The sequence below is a fragment of the Flavobacterium aquatile LMG 4008 = ATCC 11947 genome, assembly GCF_000757385.1.
Classification (GTDB): Bacteria; Bacteroidota; Bacteroidia; order Flavobacteriales; family Flavobacteriaceae; genus Flavobacterium; species Flavobacterium aquatile.
In genome coordinates this window covers 65,309-90,974 of the sequence record NZ_JRHH01000001.1, presented here as the reverse complement: position 1 = coordinate 90,974, position 25,666 = coordinate 65,309, and the positions used below count along the sequence as shown (strand labels likewise).

Sequence of the window (25,666 nt, the reverse complement as noted above, 5' to 3'; positions counted from 1 at the left end):
CTGCGGAATGACAAACTGTGTGGATAAAATGTAAATGTTATAATACTTAAGATGCTGAAACAAGTTCAGCATGACAAATCGGGAATTACTTTTTTCTTTCAATAACGTAATTTACCATCAATATTAAGCTGTCTTTGTATGCAGAACTTGGGAAATTTTGAATTAAAGCGAGTGCTTCTTGCTGGAATTGGGCCATTTTTTGTTCGGCATAAGTTAGTCCGTTTTTGTCTTTTACAAATTGGATTACTTCTTTCACTCGTTTTTTATCTTTATTGTGATTTTTTATCGAATTGATGCACCAACTTTTTTCTTTATTCGAACAATTATTCAAAGCATAGATTAGTGGCAACGTCATTTTTTGCTCTTTAATATCAATTCCAGTTGGTTTTCCAATCGCTTCATCGGTGTAATCGAATAAGTCGTCTTTTATTTGAAATGCCATTCCGATTAGTTCGCCAAATTTTCTCATGGTTTCTACTTGAACTTCATCTTCTGAAACTGATTTGGCTCCGAGTGCACAACAAGCAGCAATAAGTGTAGCCGTTTTTTGACGAATAATCTCGTAATAAATATCTTCGGTAATGTCGAGTCTTCTAGCTTTTTCTATTTGAAGTAATTCGCCTTCACTCATTTCGCGAACTGCAACAGAAATTATTCGGAGTAAATCGAAATCGCCGTGATCTATAGATAGCAATAAACCTTTGGAAAGTAAATAATCACCAACGAGAACGGCTATTTTATTTTTCCAGAGTGCGTTTATCGAGAAAAAACCTCTTCTTCTGTTACTATCGTCGACAACGTCATCGTGAACTAAAGTTGCGGTATGAATTAATTCGATTACGCATGCGCCGCGATAGGTTCGTTCATTTACAGTTCCGCCCGAAAGCATTTTGGCTGTTAAGAAAACAAACATTGGACGCATTTGTTTTCCTTTACGGTTTACTATGTAATAGGTAATTCTGTTTAGCAGCGCGACTTTAGAAGACATTGATTCGTAGAACTTCTTTTCGAAAAGTTCCATCTCTGCCAGAATGGGCTGTTTTATTTGTGAAGTGATGTTCATTGTTGAATACAAAAATAACGTTTTTTGTATTTAGAAAAAAAGTTGTTGCTATAATCTTAACTTAATTCAATACAAAATCTAATTAGCCCTGATTGAAATGGAAATCTCCCGATTTTTTATCGGGAATTGCAATGGAAAGCAGGAATACGGATTGCAAAAAATGCCCTAACGATTCGCTCCAAAAAAAACTATGCTTCTTTATTAGCCAATTGACCACAAGCAGCGTCAATATCTTTACCACGACTGCGACGTACTTTTACAACGATTCCAGCTTTTTCGAGTTCCTTAATGTACAAATTAACTGATTCTTCTGATGCTTGTTGGAATTCGCCATCATCGATTGGGTTGTATTCGATTAAATTGACTTTGCATGGAACGTATTTGCAGAATTTCACCAAAGCATCTACGGCTTGTTTATTATCGTTGATTCCTTTCCAAACGACATATTCGTAGGAAACTTTGGACTTCGTTTTTCTGTACCAATATTCAAGACTTTCTCGCAAATCTTTTAGTGGAAAATTGGAACTGAAAGGCATTATCTTGGCGCGAACCTCATCTATTGCTGAGTGAAGTGATACTGCTAGTTTGAATTTCACATCGTCGTCGGCCATTTTTTTAATCATTTTTGGAATTCCAGATGTAGAAACCATGATTCTTTTGGGTGACATACCTAAACCTTCGTCGGATGTTATCATGTCGATGGCTTTGATTACGTTGTTGTAGTTCATTAACGGTTCGCCCATTCCCATGAAAACAATATTGGAAAGTGGTCGGTTGTGGTATAATTTGCTTTCGTTATCAATGGCAAGAACTTGGTCGTAAATTTCGCCTGGTTCTAGATTTCGCATTCTTTTTAATCGAGCAGTAGCACAAAAATTACAGTCTAAACTGCAACCTACTTGTGATGAAACACACGCTGTAGTTCTCGTATTCGTTGGAATCAGTACACTTTCTACAACCAATCCATCGTGAAGTCGAACGGCGTTTTTTACTGTTCCGTCTTCGCTGCGTTGCATTTGATCTACCTTGATGTGATTGATTACAAAATTGGCTTCGAGCATGGCACGCGTTTCTTTGGAAAGATTAGTCATGTCGTCAAAACTATGTGCGCCTTTGCTCCACAACCATTCGTAAACTTGATTTCCACGAAAAGCTTTGTCACCATGGGTTACAAAAAATTCTCTAAGTAGTTCTTTAGAAATGGCTCTGATGTCTTTTTTCTCAATCATGGTGCAAAGGTAAAACAATTTGTTGATATGATTATTTGTGTTTTGTTATTTGTATTTTTGTCTCAAAATATAACCTATGCATTTCCTATCCGAAGAATTAGAACTTTATATCGAGCAACATTCACAGAATGAACCCGAATTATTAGCACAATTAAACAAAGAAACGTACCAAAAAATATTGCTTCCGCGAATGTTGAGTGGGCATTTTCAAGGTAGAGTTTTGAGTATGCTTTCTAAATTAATTCGACCAGTAAACATTCTTGAAATTGGAACTTACACAGGTTACTCGGCTTTGTGTTTATGCGAAGGAATGCAAGAAAACGGTTTGCTTCATACGATTGACATCAAGGAAGAATTGGTAGATTTTCAGCGTAAATATTTTGATAAATCACCTTGGGGAAACCAAATTGTGCAACATCTTGGCGAAGCTGTAAACATCATTCCAACGCTTAATTTAAAATTTGATTTGGTTTTTATTGATGCCGATAAAGAAAATTACATCAACTATTTTAATCTAATAGTTCCGATGATGAATAAAGGCGGAATCATTCTTTCGGACAACGTTCTTTGGAGCGGAAAAGTGCTGGAAGAGGTTCATCCTAATGATGTTTCAACCAAAGTTTTATTAGAATTCAACAAATTGGTGAATGAAGATAAACGAGTAGAAACGGTTTTGCTTCCAATTCGTGACGGATTAACGGTTAGTCGTGTATTGTAATTTTTTACCAATTTGCAAAAGAAATTCCAATCCCTAAAGAAGTTTGGCTGTGATTGTAATCGACTAAAGTTTCGCCATAGCCATGAAAAGCTTGCACGTGACCGCGAAGATGTCCTTCTATTGGAAACACATAATTTAATTGCATTCCGCCATACTTTAATGAATTAAACGGATGTGTGATAATGGTATTAAATTCATGGTTATGATAAGTATAGGATAAATCTAGTTCACCATTTCCAATGTATTTTGTTATTAATGGATTTTCATCTTCTTCATCACTAAGTCTTATCCAAGGTTTAAAAATCACATCCCAATTTCCAATTTCGTAACCAAGACTAAAGACAATTCGGTTCCAACTTCTTGACAGAGGTAAATCCTTACCATTAGATTGATGATTAAAAGCTATACTTGTTGTTCTAAGTTTTCCTCCAAAAAGCGGCTTGTTTAAAGGAAAATTCAGAATTATTTCGGGTTCGTAATTAAGCTCTCTAAATGATCTTGACAATTTTTTATTGTACACTTGCCAATGTGCCTTTTGCGTGTAAGCAATCCATAAATCGCCACAACCCCAAAAGATAGATTGCATGACTTTGGATTTAAAACTCAACTGAAACTTGGCTTCAAAATTGTTGTAATCTTGACGTTCTTCTGATGTATAATCTGGATTTTCACTTACCGGAAATTTATTGGTTTTACTTGTCCATCTTCCAGCAGTAATGTAAATAGGTTTGTAGGAAACCAATCTAAAAGTTCCTTTTTTATAAATGCTATCCAATTCCCATTGTTGTGAGAAGCTTTTTCTAATAATGCGATGCTGATTAGCTTTAGGCTGATTTTGTGAAAAACTCATTTGAAAAAAAATAAAAGACACAATAGAACTTAAAATTAACTTCTCAAATTTGATTTTCATTTATTGGTTTTAATAATTTAGAACTAGAATTTATTTTTTGGTTACAGGCTTAAATCGCATAAACGGAACATCATCAATCATTAAATTAAGTTTGCCGTCGCTACTAATAGCATATTTATTTACTTTTTTCATTGTTTGAAGAAACACTTGTTCGCCTCCACCTTCGCAATAACGCATTGTCATTGCTCCAGGTTCTTCAATTTTAATGGTGTTCTCTGTACGTGTAAATGTAGTTGAAAATCCGTTACAACTAGAAGTTCCGCTTGCTTTTCCGTTGGTTTCAAAAGTTATTTGTGGTTTATTATCGGGAAACAAACCATCGAAAGCTATTCTTGGTCCAGAAATATAATCCAATTCCCAAGTAGAACTGAATAATGCATTGGATGATTTTTGATTTTTTGCACAATTACAAGATGCAAGAACTAACATTGATACAAAAGCGAGAAATAGAATACTTTTTTTCATACTATTTATTTTTTTTTTGGTTTTATAAAATTAGTAAAAAAAGTAATGAAAATTATACCTGGTTTAAAATCAACTACGAAAATCGATGAACTGCAACTTATTTGTTTAAATAATAGTTGTATGCTTTATAGAAAAGAAATCCGAAAATACTTCCGAAAATATATCCGGTGAGAATATCTAATGGAAAGTGTAAGCCTAGATAAATTCTACTGTAAGCAAATATTAAAGGAAATGAAAATACCAAAAAAGCATATTTATAATAGCGTTTCATAATCATAAATACGAAAACCGCTGTTGCCATAGAATTAACAGCATGACCCGAAAAATAACTAAAGGAGCTACTTGATTTTACGACTCTGATAATATCTTTAATTTCGGGATCATTACAAGGTCGTAATCGTTGAAACGTGTTCTTGAAAAGATTTGCCGTTTGATCACAAACCAATATCAAAATAGCAATAAAAACAAGTGCTATCAATAAACTTTTAGTGTCTAATTTTTTATACAAAAGATAAAAAACCAATAAAAAAAGCGGTAGCCAATGCAGCTGTTTGGTGATAATTAACCAAAATCCGTCGAAAGTTGACGAACCCAATCCGTTAAGGAAAATCAATAATTCTTTATCGAGTGCAATTACTTTTTCGAGCATTACATTTGGCGTTTTATTGGACCAGTTAAATCGTCAATATCTTCTTTGATTTTATCTAAAGGATTAGTCAAATTGGTATCTAAACTTCCTTTCACACTATCAACTTCTGAGTTAAAAACGTTAGTTAAATCCTTCATTGAAGTATCTAATCCGTTGGCTTGAGCACTTTTATTGATTTCGCTTTTAATTTCATTTGTAGCATTTTTTAACTGCGCCATTCCTTTACCCAAGTTACGAGCAATAACCGGAATTTTATCTGAACCAAAAAGCATTAGGGCAATAAAAATTATGAAAATCATTTCGCCGCCACCTATTCCAAACATAATCTAAATGTATTTATTATAAGATTGCAAAGTTACAAACTCGCAAAGTTATAAATGAAAATTATTCGTTAATTTAATCAAATTTAGATTTTACCTCTTGTTTTGGCCAAGTGTTGTTAGAAACATCAACATCTGCAGTTTCAAGTTTTGAATCAACAACAATTTTTGTAACCGCTTTACTTGTAGCAAAAGTTCTGTTTGCAATTTTGTCGTTCATTCTCCAAATTTGCGCTGGGAAATGGTGATTCTCTGTAGTTCCATCTTCAAATGTAAGCTCCACCAAAATTGGCATCACTAATTCGCCTGGTTTTTCAAAAGTTACTTGATAGAAATACTTAGGCGATTTTAATTTGGCTTGCTCTTCTTTAGAAAAAGTTTGATTAATATATTCGTCTAATGCTTTACTGTCTTTTATCTCAAATGGTTTATTAAGCGCTGGTTTGTAACTTTCACTTCCATCGGCAATCATAAATACCATCGGACCTTCAATTCTATTTCTTCTTCTTCTAGTTTTTAAGAATTCTTCTGTTTCTTTAGATGGCTCGTTGCTTACAAAATATTTTTTAACTTCTTTAATTCCGATATCATTTGTATCTGTTGTATAAAACCAACCTCTCCAATACCAATCTAAATCGAATGCAGATGCATCTTCCATAGTTCTAAAGAAATCTTCTGGTGTAGGATGTTTAAATTTCCATCTATTAGCATAGGTTTTGAATGCGTAATCAAATAATTCTCTACCCATTACAGTTTCACGAAGAATATTTAAAGCCGCTGCAGGTTTTCCATAAGCGTTATTTCCAAACTGACGAATACTTTCTGAATTTGACATAATTGGCTCTAAACCTTTTTGATCGCCGCTCATGTAAGGTACAATATTTTTTGCTGGACCACGATCTGCTGGGAAATTTGGATCCCATTCCATCAATGCCATATATTCCATAAACGAATTTAAACCTTCATCCATCCAAGTCCATTGACGCTCATCAGAATTTACAATCATCGGAAAAAAGTTGTGTCCAACCTCGTGAACAATAACACTTATCATTCCGGTTCTGGTTCTTTCTGGCGTTACTCCATCTGGTCCAGGACGACCAAAATTCCAACAAATCATTGGATATTCCATACCTTGATCTTCGGCATTTATCGAAATTGCTTTTGGATAAGGATAGTCAAAGGTGTGGCTTGAATAACTTTTTAAAGTATGTGCAACAGCACGAGTTGAATATTCACCCCAAAGCGGATTTCCTTCTTTTGGATAAAGTGAAATTGCCATTGTATTTCTTGTTTCCAACTTCACAGCCATGGCATCATACATAAATTTTCTTGATGTTGAAATTCCGAAATCACGAACATTTGTAGCTTTAAATTTCCAAGTTTTTTTCTTGTCAGAAAATCCTTTTTCAGCAGCTTCGGCTTCGGCTTGAGTAACAACAACTACAGGTTTATCGAATGTTTTTTCGGCTAATTGATAACGTTCTAATTGTGCTTTGGTAAATACTTCACTTCTGTTCAACAAATCGCCAGTTGCTTCAAGAATATGATCAGCTGGAACGGTAATGTTTACTTCAAAATCTCCAAATGGTAATGCAAATTCGCCTGAACCCCAAAATTGCTGATTCTGCCAACCTTCAACATCATTATAAACCGCCATTCTTGGGTAGAATTGAGCAATAACATACAAATTATTTCCATCTTTATCAAAATGTTCATATCCAGAACGACCGCCATCAAGACGGTAATTATTGATGTTATACCACCATTTTATTGAAAACGAAATTTTCTCATTATATTTTAATGGTTTGTCCAATTCAATACGCATCATTGTTTGATTAATGGTATATTTCATCGGTTTCCCAGAAGCATCTTTTACATATTCTATATTCAAACCGCCATCAAAATCTTCTTCAAGATACTTTCTTGAAAATCCTTTCGGACTTGCAGCTGGATCGGTCACATTACTTTCTACTAATGGCGAAAGTGACTTTCTAGACTGCTGGTTTTGATCTAATTGCATCCACATATAATCTAACGATTCTTTGGCGTTATTGGTATAAGTTACCGTTTCTTGACCGTATAGCTTTGTGTTTTTATCGTCTAATTCGATATCTATTTTATAATCGGCTTTTTGCTGATAATATTCTGGTCCAGGTGCGCCAGATGCCGTTCTGTACATATTTGGTGTTGCCAACAAATCGTACATTTGCTTAAATTTATCAGGGTTTTTTTCGCTTTGAGTTTTTGGTTTTGGAGCTTCTTGAGAAAAAAGAACACATGGTAAAACAAGTAGTAAACTAAAAAACTGCTTCATAATAGTAGAATGTTTGAAGCTATAAATGTACTATTTTTTAGTTCAGAACAAAGTTTTTGAAATTATTTTAACATTCCGTTAATTTTTTCGGAAGTGAGAAGTAAACTGTGTTTTTCTCCATTAAAATTTGCTTGAATGATATTTTGTTGTTCGTCGTAGATTTCAGTTAGCACCGAATTCTGAATTTCTAAAGTTTTAATTTTTGAAATTTCTTTGCTGTTTAGATAACAAATTAGCACATTGTTTTCAAGTTCTTTGCTTAAAAAGTTCATAGGTTTTTGTTCACCATTGACTTTAATTATGAATTTTTCTGCAAGGTATTTTTTCAGTAAAATAATATCATTTTCAGATTCTTTATCTTCTCCAAGAAATGTTTTTTTACTGTATTTTTTCCCTAAAGCAATGTTTAAATCGTCGACAAATATTCGGGTTGTAATTTGCACCATTTTCTTTTGTGGAGCGAATTCAACTTTATAAATAGCAACATAAAACTTATGAACTGTCATGGAAGAAAACATCACAAAAAGTAAAAGTAAAATGCTATTTCTAAAAAGTTTTTTCATACTTCAAAACTACTAAATTATTAGTCATTAATTTTATTAAATTCTTCTCCTTTTTTTGTCAAATAATCTACCAAAGCCAACTGATTTTCTGGTTTTAAAAGCCATTTTTCTTTTCGTTCATCTGTAGTGCAGAAATTTAAAAATCGTCCGACTTCGTCCTCTTTTATTTTTAATGTGTTTGTAAAAAAACTTTCATTGAAGGATTTTTTTATTGTAGTTACAAATGCTTCTGATGAGTAAATCTGAGTCTTTACAGTAAAGCGCTCTTTCTTTGAAGAACCCGAGTTGAATACTGCTTTTGCAATATTTACAAAATTTAAACCACCAAGCGGTTGCTGATTAAAGCCTGGAATAGGCGACAAAACTCTGTCTTTAACTCCAGTAATTTCAAGTTGTGAAAAATCAATTTTTGGCAAATCAATTTTATAAACTGGTTTCACTTTAATTCGTTTTGCATCATAAGTTAAATCTCCTGAAAGTTTAAACGCACCAATTTTTACCTCATCAAGTTGATTGACATTAACATCCAATTCGACTGTAAAAAGCAATTTTTGAAAATCGGTAGCTTTTAAAATTACTGAAACCGATTCGAAAACTACACTTGAAAAAACCAAATTATCGCCTTCAATTGCAAAAATGGAAAACTGTCCCAAATCATCAGAAACAGAAAATGTTCCTTGAGTTAAATTAGTTACAGTAACACGTTCAACTCTTACAGAATCTGACACAATAATCCCTTTCAACACTTTAAGCTTTCCTCCTTGAGCAAAACCAAAAGTGGTTATGAGTAAAAAAAATAAAAGTAGTTTTAGCTTCATAAACTAACTATTTTTCGTTTAATAATTTTATATATTTTTCGGCCAAATTGCCCATAACGAATGTAGTCAGCGTTTTATTTCTGGCATTTACAGCATCAACCAAACTTTTATCATCAACTATGAAATACTTAAATCCGTTTACATAATCGGCAGGAATTTTTAGCTTTTCAATAAAATAGGAATCTTCGAACCAGTTGGTGATTTTTTGCATTACAATTCCATTTTTCTCTAAAACTAACTCCTTTTTTAGCATAGTTGTTCTCCCAGAAATTGCATTTAAAATAGCATCAAATGAAACTAATCCTGAACCAGTTGTAGCTGTATATAATTTTCGTTCTGCTGGAGTATATTTTTTCTGATTTTTAGATACAATTCCTAAAGAAACAGCTGATATTTTATTTTCATCGATAACCACTTCGTCTAATTCTGTTACTTGAACCTGCAGTTTTACCTCGAAAACATCTCGATCAAAATCGGATTGCTTGAGTTTTACTTTAATTCCTTTAAACTGAACAGCCGAAAAAACCAACGTGTCACCAACGGCAGCTTTTATTTGAAAAAAACCATTTTGTAATGTAAGAACAAAACTATCATCTCTAGTATTAACAACATTTATTCCTCCTAAATCGTACGTATTTGACACCACTTTACCTCTCAACAATTTCAAGTCTCTTTGTTGAGCCGAAATCGAATTTGCTAAAAATAAAAATAGGAAAAAAGTCTTGTAATATTTTAACACCTAATTTGTAATTTATTCTGTAAATGTATTTTATAATCTTCAAAAAAATTAGCCAACGCAATTGTAAAATTATGTTAATTATTAATTTGTAAATTTGATGAAAAATTATTTCAAACAGATAAATCATATGAAAAACCTGATTATAGCTAGTACTTCAACTATTCATGGAAGCGGTTATTTAGAGTACTTATTGCCTACTTTAGAAAATCATTTTGAAAACTGCAATACAATACTTTTTATTCCGTACGCTCGACCTGGTGGAATGACGCATGACGAATACACCTCACGCGTGCAAGAAGCATTTGCCAAAATAAATAAAAAAGTTATTGGATTACACGAATTTGAAAATCCGACAGAAGCAATTGAAAAAGCAGAAGGTATTTTTACTGGTGGCGGAAACACCTTTTTGTTAGTAACACAATTATATCAAAACAATGTGATGGAAGTTTTGTCGAACGCTATTGAAAACGGAACACCATATTTAGGATCGAGCGCTGGAAGTAATATTACAGGAATTTCTATGCAAACGACCAACGATATGCCGATTATTTATCCGCCAAGTTTTAAAACATTAGGTGCAATTCCGTTTAATTTGAATCCGCACTATCTAGATGCTGATTTGCAAAGCAAACACATGGGTGAAACTCGTGAAACTAGAATTAAAGAATTTCATGCATTCAATTCGACACCAGTTCTTGGACTTCGCGAAGGAAGTTGGCTTGATGTAAAAGGTGATGCAATAATTTTAAAAGGAGCTTTAACAGCGAGATTGTTTTTACAAAATCAAAATCCAGAAGAGTTAAATCCAGAAACCGACTTGAATTATCTAGGGAAAATTTGAAAATAAAAAAACCGATAATTTCTTATCGGTTTTTTAAAGAGCGGAAGACGAGGCTTCCCGAAGTATCGGGATAAACTTCTCGCCAAAACTTTTTACATAAAAAAAACCGATAATTACTTATCGGTTTTTTAAAGAGCGGAAGACGAGGCTCGAACTCGCGACAACCAGCTTGGAAGGCTGGAGCTCTACCAACTGAGCTACTTCCGCATTAAACTAAGACACATGTCCTTGTTTTGTGAGTGCAAATATAAAGCAATTGTTTTATTGGATGCAAGTTTTTTTTAAAAAAAATTTCTGTAAAACAAATTCTACAAAAATAAATCGTCGTAAAATATTTATTATTAAATTGTTATCTGTTTCTTTGCAGTCCGAAAAATTATGATAAAAATTCAAAACATAACATCAACTGAGGCAATTGCCGTGCGTCATCCTGTTTTAAGAAATGGAAAACCCATTGAAAGTTGTCATTTTGATGGTGATGATTTACCTTCAACAGTACATTTTGGATTATTTCTTGACGAAAAATTAATAGGAGTTGTTTCGGTTTTTCAAAATAATAGTAGTAATTTTAATAATGAAAATCAATTCCAGATTAGAGGAATGGCAATTTTACCTGAATTTCAAAAGAAAGGTTACGGAGAACTATTAGTAAAGTACTCTGAAGAATATGTTTCAAATAAAGAAGGCTCCATTATTTGGTTCAATGCAAGAGAAAATGCTGTAAATTTTTATAAAAAAATTGGTTACGAAATAATTGGAAGTCCTTTTACTATTTCAGATATCGGAGTTCACTATATAATGAAAAAGAAGTTGCATTATGCCTATGAATAAACTTTACCTACTACTTCTTATTATTGCTGTTTCAAGTTGCAAGAGAAATAATACTTCTATTTCTTCTGCGAATGCCTCTTTTATTGACTTTTCTATTTTCAAAAAAGAAAAAATAAAAATTGATTCTACTTATATCAATGAATTCAAGAATGAAGAACTAAAATCTTTTTATAAAAATTATAATAATGAAACCGTTTGGGAATCTAAAAAATATAGGGATTTTTTAATTTCTGAAATTAGTTTAGCTGAATATGAAGGTTTAGAATCGAAAGATTATAATTTGAATAACATAAAATCATTCGAGGAAAAATTCGATAATTTACCCGATTCATTGCACATAGAGTATGATTTACTCTTAACTTTAAGCGTTCAGTTGTACGTTAAACACATCACATTTGGAAAATTAAATCCAAAAGAATTGTATAATGATTGGGATCTTGAAGATAAAAATATTGAAATAAACAAATTACTTTTTGATTGTATTGACAATGATAAATTTGAAGAAGTATTTAAAAAAAGTAAACCTCAGCATAGCGTTTATAATGCATTAAAATCTTGTCTTGAAATTCTAAAAAAAATGCCCGAAGACCAAATTGGAACTATCGATTTAAAACAAAAAATTCTACCAAATAAAAAGAATAATTACATTCCTACAGTAAAAAAACGACTTCTTTATTGGGGTGATATGGTAGAAAAAGACACCGTTTTATCCACAGTTTATGATCTAAAAACGCAAGAAGCTGTCAAAATTTTTCAAGCAAGACATGGTTTAAAACCCGATGGAGTAATTGGCAAAAGCACCATTGACGCTTTAAATTTCACAAAAGAAATGCGAATTCAGCAAGTTGTAGCAAATTTAGAAAGATGGCGTTGGTATGCTCATGATTTTGGAAATCACTATTTATTAATCAACATTCCAAATTATACAATAGTTGCCGTTAAAGATGGCGACACAATTCTATCTCAAAAAGTTGTAGTTGGAAAAGACACTAGACCAACTCCTATTCTAGAATCCAAAATTTCAAATATTAATTTGAATCCAAATTGGACTGTCCCACCAACTATTTTAAAAGAAGACATTTATCCAGAAGCCGAAAAAGATAGAGGCGTATTTAGAAAAAAAGGATTGCAAATTTTCAACAATAAAAACCAAGAAGTTAGTCCGTATTCCTGGAAAAAATCAGATGCCTATAAATATAAGTATGTCCAAAATCCAGGAAGAAATAATTCCTTAGGATTGATGAAGATTAATTTTCCCAACAAGTATTCCGTGTATCTTCACGACACCAATCATAGAGACTTTTTCTCATTGAATTATAGATCACTAAGTTCGGGTTGCGTGCGATTGGAAAAACCATTGGAAATGGCAGCTCATATTTTAAATGACACTACAAAATGGTCTTTGAAAACGATAATAGACACAACAGACATCAATCATTATAACAAATTACGTGTAAAAAAGCAGCTTGAAATTGATAAGAAATACGCCAAACTTATAGCCAAAAATCCAACTTTAATTATTGAAAAGAAAGTACTTCCAAAACCACAATTAAAAACAATTGTTGTTAAAGTTCCCAACGATATATTTGTGCATCAGTTGTATTGGACTGCATGGGAAAGCAAAGGAATTCTACAATTTAGAGAAGATATTTACTGTTTGGACGCCAATTTATATTCTAAATTAAGATATTAATCTTGAAGAATTAACGTCTCTTGAAGGATGATAGATATACAAACAAGATTTGTTTTTTATAATTTGAATAATGCTTTTACTCAATTCAACCGGTAAAGCAGGACAACCTTGACTTCTTCCTAATCTATTGTGATTTCTTGCAAAATTAGAAGACACATAATCGGCACCGTGAACTACAATTCCTCTTTCTCTAGCTTTATCATTTACGCCTTTTTCCAATCCGTCCAATTTTAAAGACAACCCATGTTTACCCATATAGGTTTCACCGGTCATAAAAAACCCTAAGCTACTTTTATTGGATGAATTTACATTAGAAAAATTTGTTGCATAATCTAAACCCGAGTTTTTTCCGTGAGCAACTAATGTATTGTAAACTACCTTTAAGTTTTTCATATCAATAACCCATAATCTTTTAGATTGAGAACTCATACTAAAATCGACAATTGTTAAAAAATCATTTTGGATTTTTCCTTGCTCTTTTAATAAGTTGTAACCTTCAAATGCCGATGAAAAACTTTCAATATTAGGAAGTTTCAAATTATTAGCATCTAATGAATTGTAAACCATTACAACCTTTTTTACAACTGGCGCGATGGCGATAATATTTGGCTTAGTTTCTTTAGGTAGATTTGGAGAAAAGGACAATAATGCAATCAAAAATTTTAATATAATCATAATCTATTGGTATTCTTGTTTATAGGTATAATTTTAAATCTGGGATGACAAATCTATAAAAGCATCTTCAGCTTATCAAATTAATTCTACATAAATAATCGATAAAATGCATTTTTTAACGTTAAAATTGAATATTGATAATTTTTAATGTGTATTTTCTTTCAAATTAACATAAATAATTTAAAAAAAAATTAAAGATTTAGGAATACTATTACAATTTCTGTTGTATAATTTGGTAGATAAATTTATATTTGCCTAATAAACAAACGCATAAATGTCTAACAAATTATTTTTACTGTTTTCTATTCTAATTATTTTCACCTTAAATAGTTATTCGCAAACGTTAAAAAAATCACTGAAAACCAATTTTAGTGACGAGAAAATGGTTATTGACGGAAAATTTGATGAAGAAATTTGGAAAACTTCTGACATAGCGACCAATTTTCTTATGGTAGCACCAGACAATGGAAAACCTGAATTGGCAGAGAGAAAATCGGAAGTTAAAGTTGTTTATAATAACGACGCTATCTATATTGGAGCTACACTATTTGATAACGAACCAACTAAAATTAGAAAAGAATTAACTACGAGAGATAATTTTGCAACAGCCGATCATTTTGGTGTTTTTCTAAATGGATACAATGATGGTCAGCAAGAATTTCGCTTTTTTGTAAGTGCTGCTGGAGTTCAAATGGATATCCTTTTCACTGATGCCAATGGTGAAGACGGTTCGTGGAATGCCATCTGGGATAGCCAAACCACAATAACCGATTATGGCTGGACTGTAGAAATGAAAATCCCTTATGCTGCCTTGCGTTTTCCAGGAGATAAAACACAAACTTGGGGAATCAATTTCTATAGAGAAATAATGCGCGATCGACAACAATTTACCTGGAATTTAATTGATAACAAAATTGGATCAGAAGCCAATCAAGCCGGAATATTAACTGGAATAGAAGACATTAAAACTCCTACCCGATTATTCTTAATTCCGTATTCTTCTTTGTATGTAAATGCCAATGATTATCAAAAAACAAAAGCCGAATTTAAAGGTGGTTTAGATATTAAATATGGGATAAACGATGCATTTACACTAGATGCAATTCTAGTTCCCGATTTTGGACAAACTGCTTTCGATAAAGTGGAATTGAATTTAGGTCCATTCGAACAACAATTTGCCGAAAACCGACCATTCTTTACAGAAGGAACCGAATTATTTAGCAAGGGAAATTTAGTGTATTCAAGAAGGATTGGTGGCGAACCAAGCATTGAAGCAACACTGAATGATGACGAAATCTTTACCGATTATCCATCAAAAGTTAACTTAGTAAATGCTTTAAAAATCTCTGGAAGAACAAAAAGCGGTTTGGGAATTGGAGTTTTAAATGCCGTTACAGCAAAAACAAATGCCGAAATTCGAAACACGGTTACAGGAGAAACAAGAAGAGAACTTATTGAACCATTAGCAAACTATAATGTTCTAGTTTTAGATCAACGTTTCAGAAAAAACTCATCGGTTTCTTTTATTAATACAAATGTTACTAGAAATGGTGATTTTAGAGACGCCAACGTTTCTGCTTTGGTATTTGACTTAAATACTAAGAAAAATACTTTCAATTTATCTGGTGATTACAAGTACAGTTATATCAATGAAAACCAAAGCCTTACCAATAGAAAAGGATACAATACTTCTTTAAATTTTGGAGAAACTAGTGGTAAGTTTAGAAATAGTTTTGGTGGTCAATATGTATCTGATGATTGGGATAACAACGATTTAGGTATTAATTTTCAAACGCACTATCACGCACTTTACACCAATTCGAGTTATAGAATTTTAAACCCGAATAAGACTTTTAATAATTTTAGTATTTTTGAAAATAATTACTTCGAATTTGATAATAGAACTGGTAAAATTCAAGAAAGCAGAGTAGGATTTGATGTAAATACTACTACAAAAAAGAACGATTATCACGGATACGGAATTAACGGAAGAATTACAGATGTTCATGATTTTTACAGTCCACAATCAATCAATGAAGAAAAATACATTATTGTTCCAAGAAATTTAGGAATGTACTATTTTTTCTCTTCTAATTATAACCGAAAGTTTGCTCTTGATATGAATCCGTCAGTAGTTTTTATCAATGAAAATAACAGAGTTGACTTAAGCTTCTTATTCAGCCCGAGATATCGTTTTTCAGATAAATTATCTATGATTTATAGTTTCCAATTTATAAGACAAATGAATGATGTAGGTTATATTGATTATATTGAGGAGACTGACAACACAATTTTCGCTAGAAGAAATAGAAATACTTTTATAAACTCTATTTCAAGTAAATACTCGATAAATAATGTAATGACCTTTAATTTATCTGTTCGATATTATTTAAGTTATGCTGTAAATCACCAAATATTAAACTTAAAAGAAGACGGAACTGTAGCGGATAATTTCGACTACATTGAAAATAAAAACTCCAATTTAAACTTGTGGAATCTAGACCTTTCCTACTCGTGGTGGTTTGCTCCAGGAAGTCAAATGTCTGTGCTTTACAGAAACAATTCGTCAACTTTTCAACGCGATGTTGATAAGGATTTTGGTATGAATTTTAAAAACACCTTAAATCATCAAATTCTAGACCATACCTTCTCAATAAGCGTTCGCTATTTTATTGATTATAATACCACAAAAAACTGGTTTTCTAAGAAAAAATAATCCGAAAAACACTAAAACGATTTCGCAATTTTAAAAGAAATAACCAATAACATTTCATTTGAATTTTTTGCAAATGCTTATCTTTGTGTAAAATAAAATCACGATGAACAAAAAAGTAATTCTGATGATTCTTGACGGTTGGGGAAAATCTCCAGATCCAAGAGTTTCAGCCATAGACAATGCCAACGTTCCTTTTATAAACAGTTTATATACCAAATATCCAAGTGCACAGTTACGAACTGATGGTTTAAATGTTGGTTTACCAGAAGGTCAAATGGGCAACTCAGAAGTTGGCCACATGAATCTTGGTGCAGGACGAATTGTCTACCAAGATTTGGCACGAATAAATCTTGCCGTAGAACACAAAACTGTAAATCAAGAAAAACCACTACTTGATGCGTTTCAATATGCATTAGAAAACAATAAAAAAGTACATTTTTTAGGATTGGTTTCCAATGGCGGCGTTCATTCACACACATCTCATTTATACGGACTATTAGAAGCTGCAGAACAATACGGATTAGAAAAAGTGTTCGTTCACGCTTTTACTGATGGACGTGATGTAGATCCAAAATCGGCAGTTTTAGATATTGCCAATTTACAAGAATATGTAAAGAATTCTCATGCAAAAATTGCCACAGTAATTGGCAGATATTACTCAATGGATAGAGATAGACGTTGGGAACGCGTGAAGCTAGCTTACGATTTATTAGTAAATTCTGTTGGAAAACATACTACAAATCCGGTGGAAAGTATTCAGCAAAGTTACGACGAAAATGTAACCGATGAGTTCATCCAACCATTGGTTATGGTCGATGAAAACAATGAACCATTGGCTAAAATTGAAAACGATGATGTCGTAATTTTCTTCAATTTTAGAACTGATAGAGGTCGTGAATTAACCGAAGTGCTTTCGCAAAGTGATTGTCACGAATTCAATATGCACAAGCTCAATTTGTATTATGTAACGATGACCAATTATGATGACACTTACAAAAATGTTCATGTAATTTACGACAAAGACAACATCACCGAAACACTTGGAGAAGTTCTTGAAAAAGCTGGTAAAAAACAAATTAGAATTGCCGAAACCGAGAAATATCCTCATGTGACGTTCTTCTTTTCTGGCGGAAGAGAAGTTCCATTTGAAGGTGAAACTCGAATTTTAAGAAATTCACCAAAAGTCGCAACCTATGATTTACAACCAGAGATGAGCGCCTTCGAACTGAAAGACGCCTTGGTTCCCGAATTGTACAAAGGTGAAGTAGATTTTGTTTGCTTGAATTTTGCCAATGGCGATATGGTTGGACATACAGGCGTAATGTCGGCAGCAATAAAAGCTTGCGAAGCTGTTGATGCTTGTGTGAAAGAAGTTGTTGAAGCAGCTTTAGAAAATAATTACACCACAATAATCATCGCCGATCACGGAAATTGTGAAACAATGATAAATCCTGATGGTTCTCCGAATACAGCACATACTACGAATCCAGTGCCAATTATCTTAATTGATAAAGATTTAAAAACAATACATGACGGAGTTCTTGGAGACATCGCTCCTACCATTTTAGAATTAATGGGAATTGAAAAACCTAATGTAATGACACAACATTCTTTGTTATAATATATCCTAAATAAAATTTCACTAAAGAGATTCATTAATTTGAATCTCTTTTTTTTGTTTAACACTTTATAATTAAAAGTTAAAATTTCTTTTTCAATAGTAATACTATTATATTTGCAATTAATTTAATTAAATATTCAAATTATGATAGATGCGTTAATACCTTTACTATCCTTAATTGCCTTAGAAGTAATACTTGGAATAGACAATATAATTTTCATATCAATCCTTGCTGATAAATTGCCCGAAAGTCAGAGAAATAAATTACGCTTCTATGGTATAGGACTCGCAATGGTAATGCGTTTGGCGTTATTGGCATTCATTTCATGGATTTTAAAATTAGATAAAACGTTATTTTCACTATTTGAAATTGACTTCACTGGAAAAGGAATAATCTTAATTCTCGGAGGATTATTTTTAATTTACAAAAGCACCAAAGAAATTTATCACAAAACAGAATCGCTACAAAACGACCAATCTACACTTCCAAAAGTGGGTAGCTTCGGAAAACTTCTTGGTGAAGTAATCATATTAGATTTAGTTTTTTCTATAGATTCAATTATCACAGCTGTCGGAATGGTAAACGAGCTTTGGGTAATGTACACAGCAGTAATTGTTACAGTTGTAATTATGTTGATAGCATCCAAGCCAATCAGCGAATTTATATCAAAACATCCTTCATTTAAAGTACTTGCTTTATGTTTCTTAATGATGATTGGTGTGTCATTAATTGCAGAAGGTTTTCATTTTGAAATACCAAAAGGATACATTTATTTTTCAATGGCGTTTGCATTCTTAGTCGATATAATTCAGATGAAAACGGTTCCTAAAAATACAACCAAATAATAGTACAACCATGCAAAATATACTTTCAAATATCATCATTTCGGTAAATGATAAATTGTATGTCAAAAACCCTGAAACATCAGAATTAGGCAAGAAAATTATCGAACAAAGTATTATTTTAATTGATGAAATAGGTTTCGAAAATTTCACATTCAAAAAATTGGGCGAAAAAATTAGTTCCAATGAAAGCTCTATCTATCGTTATTTTGAAAGCAAACACAAATTGATGCTGTACTTATCTTCATGGTATTGGGGTTGGATTGAGTACAAATTAGCATTTGCAACAACCAATGTTTCCAATCCATTGGAACGATTGAAAAAAGGAATTACCATTGTAACAGAAAAAGTAGAAGATGATAGCACAACTTTGCACATAAACGAGTCTATTTTAAACAGAATTATCATTCAGGAATTCACTAAAACCTTACTTACCAAAGAAGTTGATGAAGAAAATAAAGAAGGCTTTTTTCTAGTGTACAAAAGAGTCATTAACAGAATCATTGAAATGATCAACGAAGTAAATCCCGACTATAAATTCGCGAAAAGTTTGGCTTCGTCGGTTGTTGAAGGTGCATTGCATCAGCACTTTTTGAAAGATCACTTAAAAACGATTACTAATTGCAACGAAAACAATTCGCCAACCGATTTTTATATTAATCTAATTGAAAATACATTACGATAATTATGAATCAAACACCTCTTAAACGCTTTTACAATCTTTTAAAATTAGACCGAAGAGATGTCTCGCAAATTTTCTTTTATGCGATATTTGCAGGATTAGTCAGTCTTTCATTACCATTAGGAATTCAAGCCATCATCAACTTAATTCAAGCAGGAAGAGTAAGTATTTCTTGGATTGTTTTAGTAATAATAGTTGTAATTGGTGTGGCATTAGTTGGTATTCTATCTTTAATGCAACTGCGAATAACCGAAAATTTACAGCAAAAAATATTTGTTCGATCTTCATTCGAATTTGCTTATCGATTACCTAAAATAAAATTTGAAGAACTATACAACCAATATCCACCCGAATTAGCCAATCGTTTTTTCGACACCATTTCAATACAAAAAGGAACCTCAAAATTGCTCATAGATTTTTCAACGGCTTTTTTACAAATTCTTTTTGGTATCATTTTACTATCGCTATACCATCCGTTTTTCATATTTTTTGGAGTGCTTTTATTAATTCTTTTGTATGCTATTTTTAAATTTTCCTACAATTCCGGATTGGCATCAAGCTTAAAAGAATCCAAATACAAATACAAAGTTGCTGGTTGGCTTCAAGAGATTGCCCGAAATAATTTCAGTTTTAGAAAACAAGAAAATTTCGAATATGGTTTAAACAGAAACAATAGTTTAGTAGAACAATACACAGAATACAGGGAAAAGCATTTCCGAATAATGAAAAGGCAATTTACCCAACTAATTATTTTTAAAGTAATAATTACGGCAGGTTTACTATTAATTGGTGGTTATCTAGTTCTAAATCAAAAGATGAATATCGGTCAATTCGTTGCAGCAGAAATCATCATTTTATTGGTAATCAACTCTGTAGAAAAAATAATCATTGGTTTAGAAAGCCTATATGATGTTTTAACATCAGTAGAAAAAATTGGACAAATTGTTGATTTAAATATCGAAGAACCGCAATCTAAAAATCAAGATTATTGTTTTACAAATATTACTATCGAAACAGAAAATCTGACTTTTAAATTTCCAGATTCAGCAGATAATGTATTGGAAAAAATAAACATAAAAATTGATCCATCAGAAAAAATTCACTTGGATGGCGATAATGGTTCGGGTAAATCAACGCTAATGCGAATTCTATCAGGATTTATTCAACCAACTTTTGGTTCGTTTTTCATCAATGATGATACGTATCGAAAAATTGACTTAGCACAATACCGCTCTCAAATTGGAACCATTTTACAAGGTGAAACGCCTTTTGAAGGAACGATTCTAGAAAATATCACATTCAACAACCCTTTAGTTTCTCACGAAGACATAAAATGGGCAATTGAAAGTGTAAAACTAGGAACATTTATAAAATCACTTCCAGAAGGATTAGATACTAAAATTTTCCCTGACGGAAGACAATTATCATCTTCGAATGCACAAAAAATTCTGTTAGCAAGAAGTATTATCAATAAACCTAAAATTCTCTTTTACGAAGATCCATTAGATAAAATGGATGAAGATGCAACAACAGAAATAATCGATTTTATAACCGATCCTAAAAATAAATGGACGCTAATTGTAGCTTCAAGAAATGACTATTGGAAACAAAAATGCAGTCGGAAAATTAAAATGCAACACGGAAAAATAATTGCTGATTCAAAAATTTAATTGCCATGCTAAATATTTCAAAGAAAAATCCAATTACCGAAAACATTGAGCAATACAGTACAGTTAAAAATTTGGTCAACCGACCACATTACAAAATATTGAATAAAATTATTTTGTATGTATCCCTAATTGGAGTTGTAATTTTATTTCTTCCTTGGACACAAAACATCTCTGGTTCAGGCGCAGTTACGACTTTAAAACCCAATCAACGACCACAAACCATTCAATCGGCAATAGCTGGTCGAATAGAAAAATGGTACGTTCAAGAAGGTGATTTTGTAAAAAAAGGTGATACTATTTTGTTTATTTCCGAAATAAAGGAAGATTATTTTGACCCGAATTTAGTTCAAAACACCAAAAGTCAAGTCGATGCAAAACGATTGGCTGGTGAATCCTACGGCGGAAAAGTAACTTCTCTTTCGGCACAAATTAACGCTATCGAAAACGAGCGTGTTCTCAAATTACAACAAGCACAAAACAAAATCCGACAATCGGTTTTAAAAGTGCAAAGCGATAGTATGGATTTGGAAGCCGTAAAAACTCAAATTAAAATAGCGAATACACAATTCAATCGTTCGGTAACTCTTAACAAAGAAGGTTTAAAACCTTTAACCGATGTCGAAGAAAAAAGATTGAAATTGCAAGAAGTTGAAGCCAAAATCATCACGCAAGAAAACAAACTTCTAGCCAGCAAAAACGAATTAATAAACGCCAAAGTAGAAATTAACCGAATCAGTGCCGAATATGCCGAAAAAAGTTCGAAAGCTAAAAGCGATCAATTTACAGCTTTAAGCAGCCAGTACGACACCGAAGCTCAAGTTAATAAACTACAAAATCAATATGTAAATTATCAAATTCGAAATGGCATGTACTACATAAAAGCGCCGCAAGACGGTTACGTCAACCGTGCCATTCAGTCTGGTCTTGGCGAAACTATTAAAGAAGGAACGCAAATTGTAAGCATCATGCCAGCAAAATACGATATCGCAGTAGAAACCTACGTTTCACCAACCGATTTGCCCTTAATTCACAAAGGCGAAAAAGTCAGAATTTGGTTCGACGGTTGGCCTACAATAGTCTTTTCTGGTTGGCCAAATATGAGTTACGGTACTTTCGGTGGAAAAATTGTAGCCATAGAAAACTTCATTTCTCCCAACGGAAAATTCCGAGTATTAATCGCGCCAGACGAAAAAGAAGACGCTTGGCCAAAGCAAATCAGTATTGGTTCGGGTGCGCAAACATTGGCTTTGCTAGACAATGTGCCTATTTGGTTCGAACTTTGGAGAACGCTGAACGGCTTTCCGCCAAACTATTACAAACCAACTAATGAAACAAACACAGAGAAAAAATAATTTTTTTTAGGGAACGAATGGCTTGCGCATTTTTGCAATCCATGTTCCTGCTGTCCGTCATGCACGGCATTTCCTACCATCAGGGTTAGATAATAAGCTAAAGGTTACTAAATATGAATTTCAAAACACTAGTATTTTTACTATTCACTACTTGGGTTTCAGCACAAGAAAAAAACCTTCAGGAACTCACCTACAATGAGTATTTAGGGTTTGTAAAAAAATACCATCCAATGGTAAAAAGTGCCAATCTTGAAGTTACAAGTGCACAAGCTAATTTAATGATGGCGCGCGGTGGATTTGACCCAAAAATTGAAGTAGATTTCGACAAAAAACAATTTAAAGACACCGAATATTATTCGCTTTTAAACAGCAGTTTCAAAATTCCAACTTGGTATGGAATTGAAGTAAAAGCAGGTTTTGACAATAGCGAAGGCGTTTATGTAAATCCGCAAAACACACTTCCTAATCAAGGATTGACTTCACTTGGAATTTCAGTTCCATTAGGTCAAGGATTATTGATAAACCAACGAATGGCTGATTTGCGAAAAGCCAAAATCCAAATTCAATTAAGTCAAGCCGAACGAAAATTACAAGCCATTGAAGTTTTGTACAACGCATCAGTTGCTTATTTCAATTGGAAACGAAATTACAGCGAAGTACAACTTTATACCGAATATCTGCAAAATGCAGAAATACGTTTCAAAGGTGTTTCAAGTTTAATAATAAACGGCGACAAACCTGCAATAGACAGCGTAGAAGCCGGAATTATTGTAAGAAATCGAAAACTAAATTTAGAAGATTCGCAGTTGAAATTAATGAAATCCAAGCTAGAATTATCCAACTTTTTATGGTTAGAAAATAATGTTCCGTTAGAATTACAAGACACCATAATTCCTGAAGAAAATCTTGAAAATACAATAAAAGAAACTTTAAAAACGAACGAACTTTTGGTAGAAACAATTTCAATTGAAAACCATCCAAAGATTAATTCTTTACAAAGTAAATTGGGAATTCTAGAAGTAGAACGTCAATTAAAAGCCAACAGTTTACTGCCAAAAATAGATGTAGGTTACAGTTATTTATCGGAACCAAATTATTGGGACGACACTAATTTTGATAATTATAAAGTAGGTGTGAATTTTAGCTTTCCGTTGTTTTTAAGAAAAGAACGCGGTGGATTGCAATTGGCTAAATTCAAAATTCAAGACACACAATACGATTTAGATTTGGAACGCGTACAACTTAAAAACAAAATCACCACACAACAAACCGAAATCAATTCGTTAGAAAGGCAACGAAAATTAATATCCGATTTAGTGAAAGATTACAATACGATGTTGAGTTCTGAAGAGCGATTATTTTCTTTTGGTGAAAGTTCTATTTTCTTAATTAATTCCAGAGAAAATAACTTGGTCAGTTCCCAATTATCAGAGTTGAGTTTGGAAAATCGTTATTTAATTTCGAATGCCGAATTGTTTAAAATAATGGCTAATCCAGACTGATGATTTTACAAAAGACAATTACAATCTAGCCCTGATTGTAGAGAAAATAAAAAAATGCTTCCATTGTATGGAAGCATTTTTTTATTGTAACGAAAAGCAGGAAAATGGAAACCAAGAATTCCCGAGCCATTCGCTCCTACATTTTATTAAATAATTCGTAGTATTCTCGTTCGATGCTTTCTTGGTGATTTGGATGCGCAATTCGAATCAACTCTGCGGCACGTTGTTTTAGTGTTTTTCCGTATAAATCGGCGATTCCGTTTTCGGTAATTACGTAGTGAATGTGCGCTCTTGTGGTAACAACTCCTGCGCCTTGTTTCAAGAAAGGAACAATTCTACTAACCCCATTTTTGGTAGTTGACGGCAATGCAATAATGGCTTTTCCGCCCGGACTTAATGATGCGCCACGAATAAAATCCATTTGTCCGCCAACGCCAGAATACATTTGTGGACCAATAGAATCGGCACAAACTTGACCCGTTAAATCTACTTCGATAGCCGAATTTATAGCAATCATATTTGGGTTTTTTCTAATTCGAGCCGTGTCATTTACCATGGAAGATTCTTTCATTTCGATGAACGGATTGTCGTTTACAAAATCATATAATCGTTTGGAACCGATAAGAAAAGTTGCCAAAGCTCGACCTCGTAAAGTACCTTTATAATTGCAATTGATAACGTCATTTTCTATTAAATCGATAACGCCATCAGAAAACATCTCTGTATGCAAACCTAAATCTTTATGGTTTTTTAATTTGCTCAAAGCTGCATTTGGTATCGAACCAATTCCCATTTGAAGCGTACTTTTGTTATCAATTAAAGAGGCAATATGCATACCAATTTTCTCTTCATCATCGGTAAACGGAACCGGCGCATGTCCATAAATAGGAACATCAACCTCAACTAAATAATCAATTTCGGAAACGTGAAGAATTCCGTCACCAAAAGTTCTCGGCATCTGCGGATTGACTTGCGCGATTACAATTTTAGCGTTCTCAACTGCAGCAACCGAAGCTTCTACAGAAACTCCAAGCGAACAATAACCGTGTCTGTCTGGTGGTGAAACGTGGATGAAAGCAACATCAAGTGGCAAAACATTTTTACGAAATAAATGGGGTAATTCACTCAAAAAAACTGGCGTGTACGAGCCATTTCCTGCTCTTAAAGTGTGACGCACATTGGCTCCAATAAAAAACGAATTCACGTGAAAACTTTCTCTCAATTCTGGGTTGGCATAACGCGCTTCGCCTTCGGTGTGAAGATGGCAAATTTCTACATTTCTTAATTCTGATGCTCTTTCTGTTAATGCGTTGGCTAATATTGTTGGTGCTGCAGCTGCGGCTTGAAGATAAACTCTATCTCCAGATTTTACGACTTTTACAGCTTCGTGGGCTGTTACATATTTACTCATACCTAATAAATTTTACGCAAAGTTAAAATCGGAAATTTTGA

Annotated in this window: 23 protein-coding genes and 1 tRNA gene; 11 read left to right on the top strand and 13 right to left on the bottom strand. The window is 32.8% G+C overall.

Going from position 1 to position 25,666, the window contains the following annotated elements; all coding sequences use genetic code 11:
* Window positions 1-85: 85 nt before the first annotated feature.
* Together LG45_RS00440 and rlmN are read right to left on the bottom strand one after the other, a co-directional pair.
* Complete coding sequence (locus LG45_RS00440; protein WP_035123339.1) at window positions 86-1,063, bottom strand: polyprenyl synthetase family protein; 978 nt, start codon at window positions 1,061-1,063, stop codon at window positions 86-88.
* Window positions 1,064-1,251: 188 nt separating this feature from the next.
* A complete protein-coding gene (gene rlmN, locus LG45_RS00435; RefSeq protein WP_035123337.1) occupies window positions 1,252-2,292 on the bottom strand; it encodes a dual-specificity RNA methyltransferase RlmN in 1,041 nt (346 codons plus the stop codon).
* Between the two features lie 76 nt (window positions 2,293-2,368).
* Here rlmN and LG45_RS00430 point away from each other — a divergent pair, with 76 nt between their 5' ends.
* Window positions 2,369-3,010 carry an O-methyltransferase gene (locus LG45_RS00430; RefSeq protein WP_035123335.1) on the top strand — a complete coding sequence of 214 codons (642 nt, stop codon included), beginning with the start codon at window positions 2,369-2,371 and terminating at the stop codon, window positions 3,008-3,010.
* Window positions 3,011-3,014: 4 nt separating this feature from the next.
* On the opposite strand, the gene LG45_RS00425 is transcribed toward LG45_RS00430, so the two are convergent.
* The 8 genes from LG45_RS00425 to LG45_RS00390 form a co-directional block, all read right to left on the bottom strand.
* A complete protein-coding gene (locus LG45_RS00425; protein WP_081932009.1) occupies window positions 3,015-3,920 on the bottom strand; it encodes a phospholipase A in 906 nt (301 codons plus the stop codon).
* Between the two features lie 30 nt (window positions 3,921-3,950).
* A complete protein-coding gene (locus LG45_RS00420) occupies window positions 3,951-4,385 on the bottom strand; it encodes an META domain-containing protein (RefSeq protein WP_035123333.1) in 435 nt (144 codons plus the stop codon).
* 97 nt (window positions 4,386-4,482) lie between these two features.
* Entirely contained in the window at window positions 4,483-5,034 is a 552-nt protein-coding gene (locus LG45_RS00415) for a phosphatase PAP2 family protein (protein ID WP_035123331.1), read from the bottom strand.
* Window positions 5,034-5,357, bottom strand: a complete 324-nt coding sequence (locus tag LG45_RS00410) for a Sec-independent protein translocase subunit TatA/TatB (RefSeq protein WP_035123329.1) — start codon at window positions 5,355-5,357, stop codon at window positions 5,034-5,036. Before LG45_RS00410 ends, LG45_RS00415 begins: the two co-directional genes overlap by 1 nt.
* A gap of 73 nt (window positions 5,358-5,430) precedes the next feature.
* Window positions 5,431-7,668 carry a M1 family metallopeptidase gene (locus LG45_RS00405; protein WP_035123328.1) on the bottom strand — a complete coding sequence of 746 codons (2,238 nt, stop codon included), beginning with the start codon at window positions 7,666-7,668 and terminating at the stop codon, window positions 5,431-5,433.
* 62 nt (window positions 7,669-7,730) lie between these two features.
* The gene (locus LG45_RS00400) at window positions 7,731-8,231 is read right to left on the bottom strand and encodes a DUF6702 family protein (RefSeq protein ID WP_035123326.1); all 501 of its coding nucleotides are present in this window, start codon (window positions 8,229-8,231) and stop codon (window positions 7,731-7,733) included.
* 20 nt (window positions 8,232-8,251) lie between these two features.
* The gene (locus LG45_RS00395) at window positions 8,252-9,049 is read right to left on the bottom strand and encodes a hypothetical protein (RefSeq protein WP_035123325.1); all 798 of its coding nucleotides are present in this window, start codon (window positions 9,047-9,049) and stop codon (window positions 8,252-8,254) included.
* Between the two features lie 7 nt (window positions 9,050-9,056).
* Window positions 9,057-9,788, bottom strand: a complete 732-nt coding sequence (locus LG45_RS00390; RefSeq protein ID WP_035123324.1) for a hypothetical protein — start codon at window positions 9,786-9,788, stop codon at window positions 9,057-9,059.
* Between the two features lie 127 nt (window positions 9,789-9,915).
* Here LG45_RS00390 and pepE point away from each other — a divergent pair, with 127 nt between their 5' ends.
* On the top strand, window positions 9,916-10,629 hold the full coding sequence (pepE, locus tag LG45_RS00385; RefSeq protein ID WP_081932021.1) for a dipeptidase PepE: 714 nt from the start codon (window positions 9,916-9,918) through the stop codon (window positions 10,627-10,629).
* 134 nt (window positions 10,630-10,763) lie between these two features.
* Here pepE and LG45_RS00380 read toward each other — a convergent pair.
* Window positions 10,764-10,836 (bottom strand) — tRNA-Gly (locus tag LG45_RS00380).
* A 171-nt stretch (window positions 10,837-11,007) separates the two neighbouring features.
* On the opposite strand from LG45_RS00380, the gene LG45_RS00375 reads away from it, so the two are divergent.
* Window positions 11,008-11,460, top strand: coding sequence for a GNAT family N-acetyltransferase (locus tag LG45_RS00375; protein WP_035123322.1), 453 nt, complete (start codon window positions 11,008-11,010; stop codon window positions 11,458-11,460).
* On the top strand, window positions 11,447-13,153 hold the full coding sequence (locus LG45_RS00370) for a L,D-transpeptidase family protein (protein WP_081932008.1): 1,707 nt from the start codon (window positions 11,447-11,449) through the stop codon (window positions 13,151-13,153). Before LG45_RS00375 ends, LG45_RS00370 begins: the two co-directional genes overlap by 14 nt.
* On the opposite strand, the gene LG45_RS00365 is transcribed toward LG45_RS00370, so the two are convergent.
* Entirely contained in the window at window positions 13,142-13,828 is a 687-nt protein-coding gene (locus tag LG45_RS00365) for a murein L,D-transpeptidase catalytic domain family protein (RefSeq protein ID WP_035123318.1), read from the bottom strand. The genes LG45_RS00370 and LG45_RS00365 overlap by 12 nt on opposite strands.
* 274 nt (window positions 13,829-14,102) lie before the next feature.
* Here LG45_RS00365 and LG45_RS00360 point away from each other — a divergent pair, with 274 nt between their 5' ends.
* The 7 genes from LG45_RS00360 (at window position 14,103) to LG45_RS00330 (ending at window position 24,214) form a co-directional block, all read left to right on the top strand.
* Window positions 14,103-16,544, top strand: coding sequence for a DUF5916 domain-containing protein (locus LG45_RS00360; RefSeq protein WP_035123316.1), 2,442 nt, complete (start codon window positions 14,103-14,105; stop codon window positions 16,542-16,544).
* 103 nt (window positions 16,545-16,647) lie between these two features.
* The gene (gene gpmI / locus LG45_RS00355; RefSeq protein ID WP_035123315.1) at window positions 16,648-18,165 is read left to right on the top strand and encodes a 2,3-bisphosphoglycerate-independent phosphoglycerate mutase; all 1,518 of its coding nucleotides are present in this window, start codon (window positions 16,648-16,650) and stop codon (window positions 18,163-18,165) included.
* Between the two features lie 144 nt (window positions 18,166-18,309).
* Window positions 18,310-19,011 (top strand): TerC family protein, encoded by a 702-nt coding sequence (locus tag LG45_RS00350; protein WP_035123313.1) that lies wholly within the window; start codon window positions 18,310-18,312, stop codon window positions 19,009-19,011.
* A gap of 10 nt (window positions 19,012-19,021) precedes the next feature.
* Window positions 19,022-19,693 carry a TetR/AcrR family transcriptional regulator gene (locus LG45_RS00345; protein WP_035123312.1) on the top strand — a complete coding sequence of 224 codons (672 nt, stop codon included), beginning with the start codon at window positions 19,022-19,024 and terminating at the stop codon, window positions 19,691-19,693.
* 2 nt (window positions 19,694-19,695) lie between these two features.
* Window positions 19,696-21,360 carry a peptidase domain-containing ABC transporter gene (locus tag LG45_RS00340; protein ID WP_035123311.1) on the top strand — a complete coding sequence of 555 codons (1,665 nt, stop codon included), beginning with the start codon at window positions 19,696-19,698 and terminating at the stop codon, window positions 21,358-21,360.
* A gap of 5 nt (window positions 21,361-21,365) precedes the next feature.
* On the top strand, window positions 21,366-22,712 hold the full coding sequence (locus tag LG45_RS00335) for an HlyD family secretion protein (RefSeq protein ID WP_035123310.1): 1,347 nt from the start codon (window positions 21,366-21,368) through the stop codon (window positions 22,710-22,712).
* Between the two features lie 113 nt (window positions 22,713-22,825).
* The gene (locus tag LG45_RS00330) at window positions 22,826-24,214 is read left to right on the top strand and encodes a TolC family protein (protein WP_035123308.1); all 1,389 of its coding nucleotides are present in this window, start codon (window positions 22,826-22,828) and stop codon (window positions 24,212-24,214) included.
* A 136-nt stretch (window positions 24,215-24,350) separates the two neighbouring features.
* Here LG45_RS00330 and LG45_RS00325 read toward each other — a convergent pair whose 3' ends face one another.
* Window positions 24,351-25,625, bottom strand: a complete 1,275-nt coding sequence (locus tag LG45_RS00325) for an acetyl-CoA hydrolase/transferase family protein (protein WP_035123306.1) — start codon at window positions 25,623-25,625, stop codon at window positions 24,351-24,353.
* Window positions 25,626-25,666 lie beyond the last annotated feature (41 nt).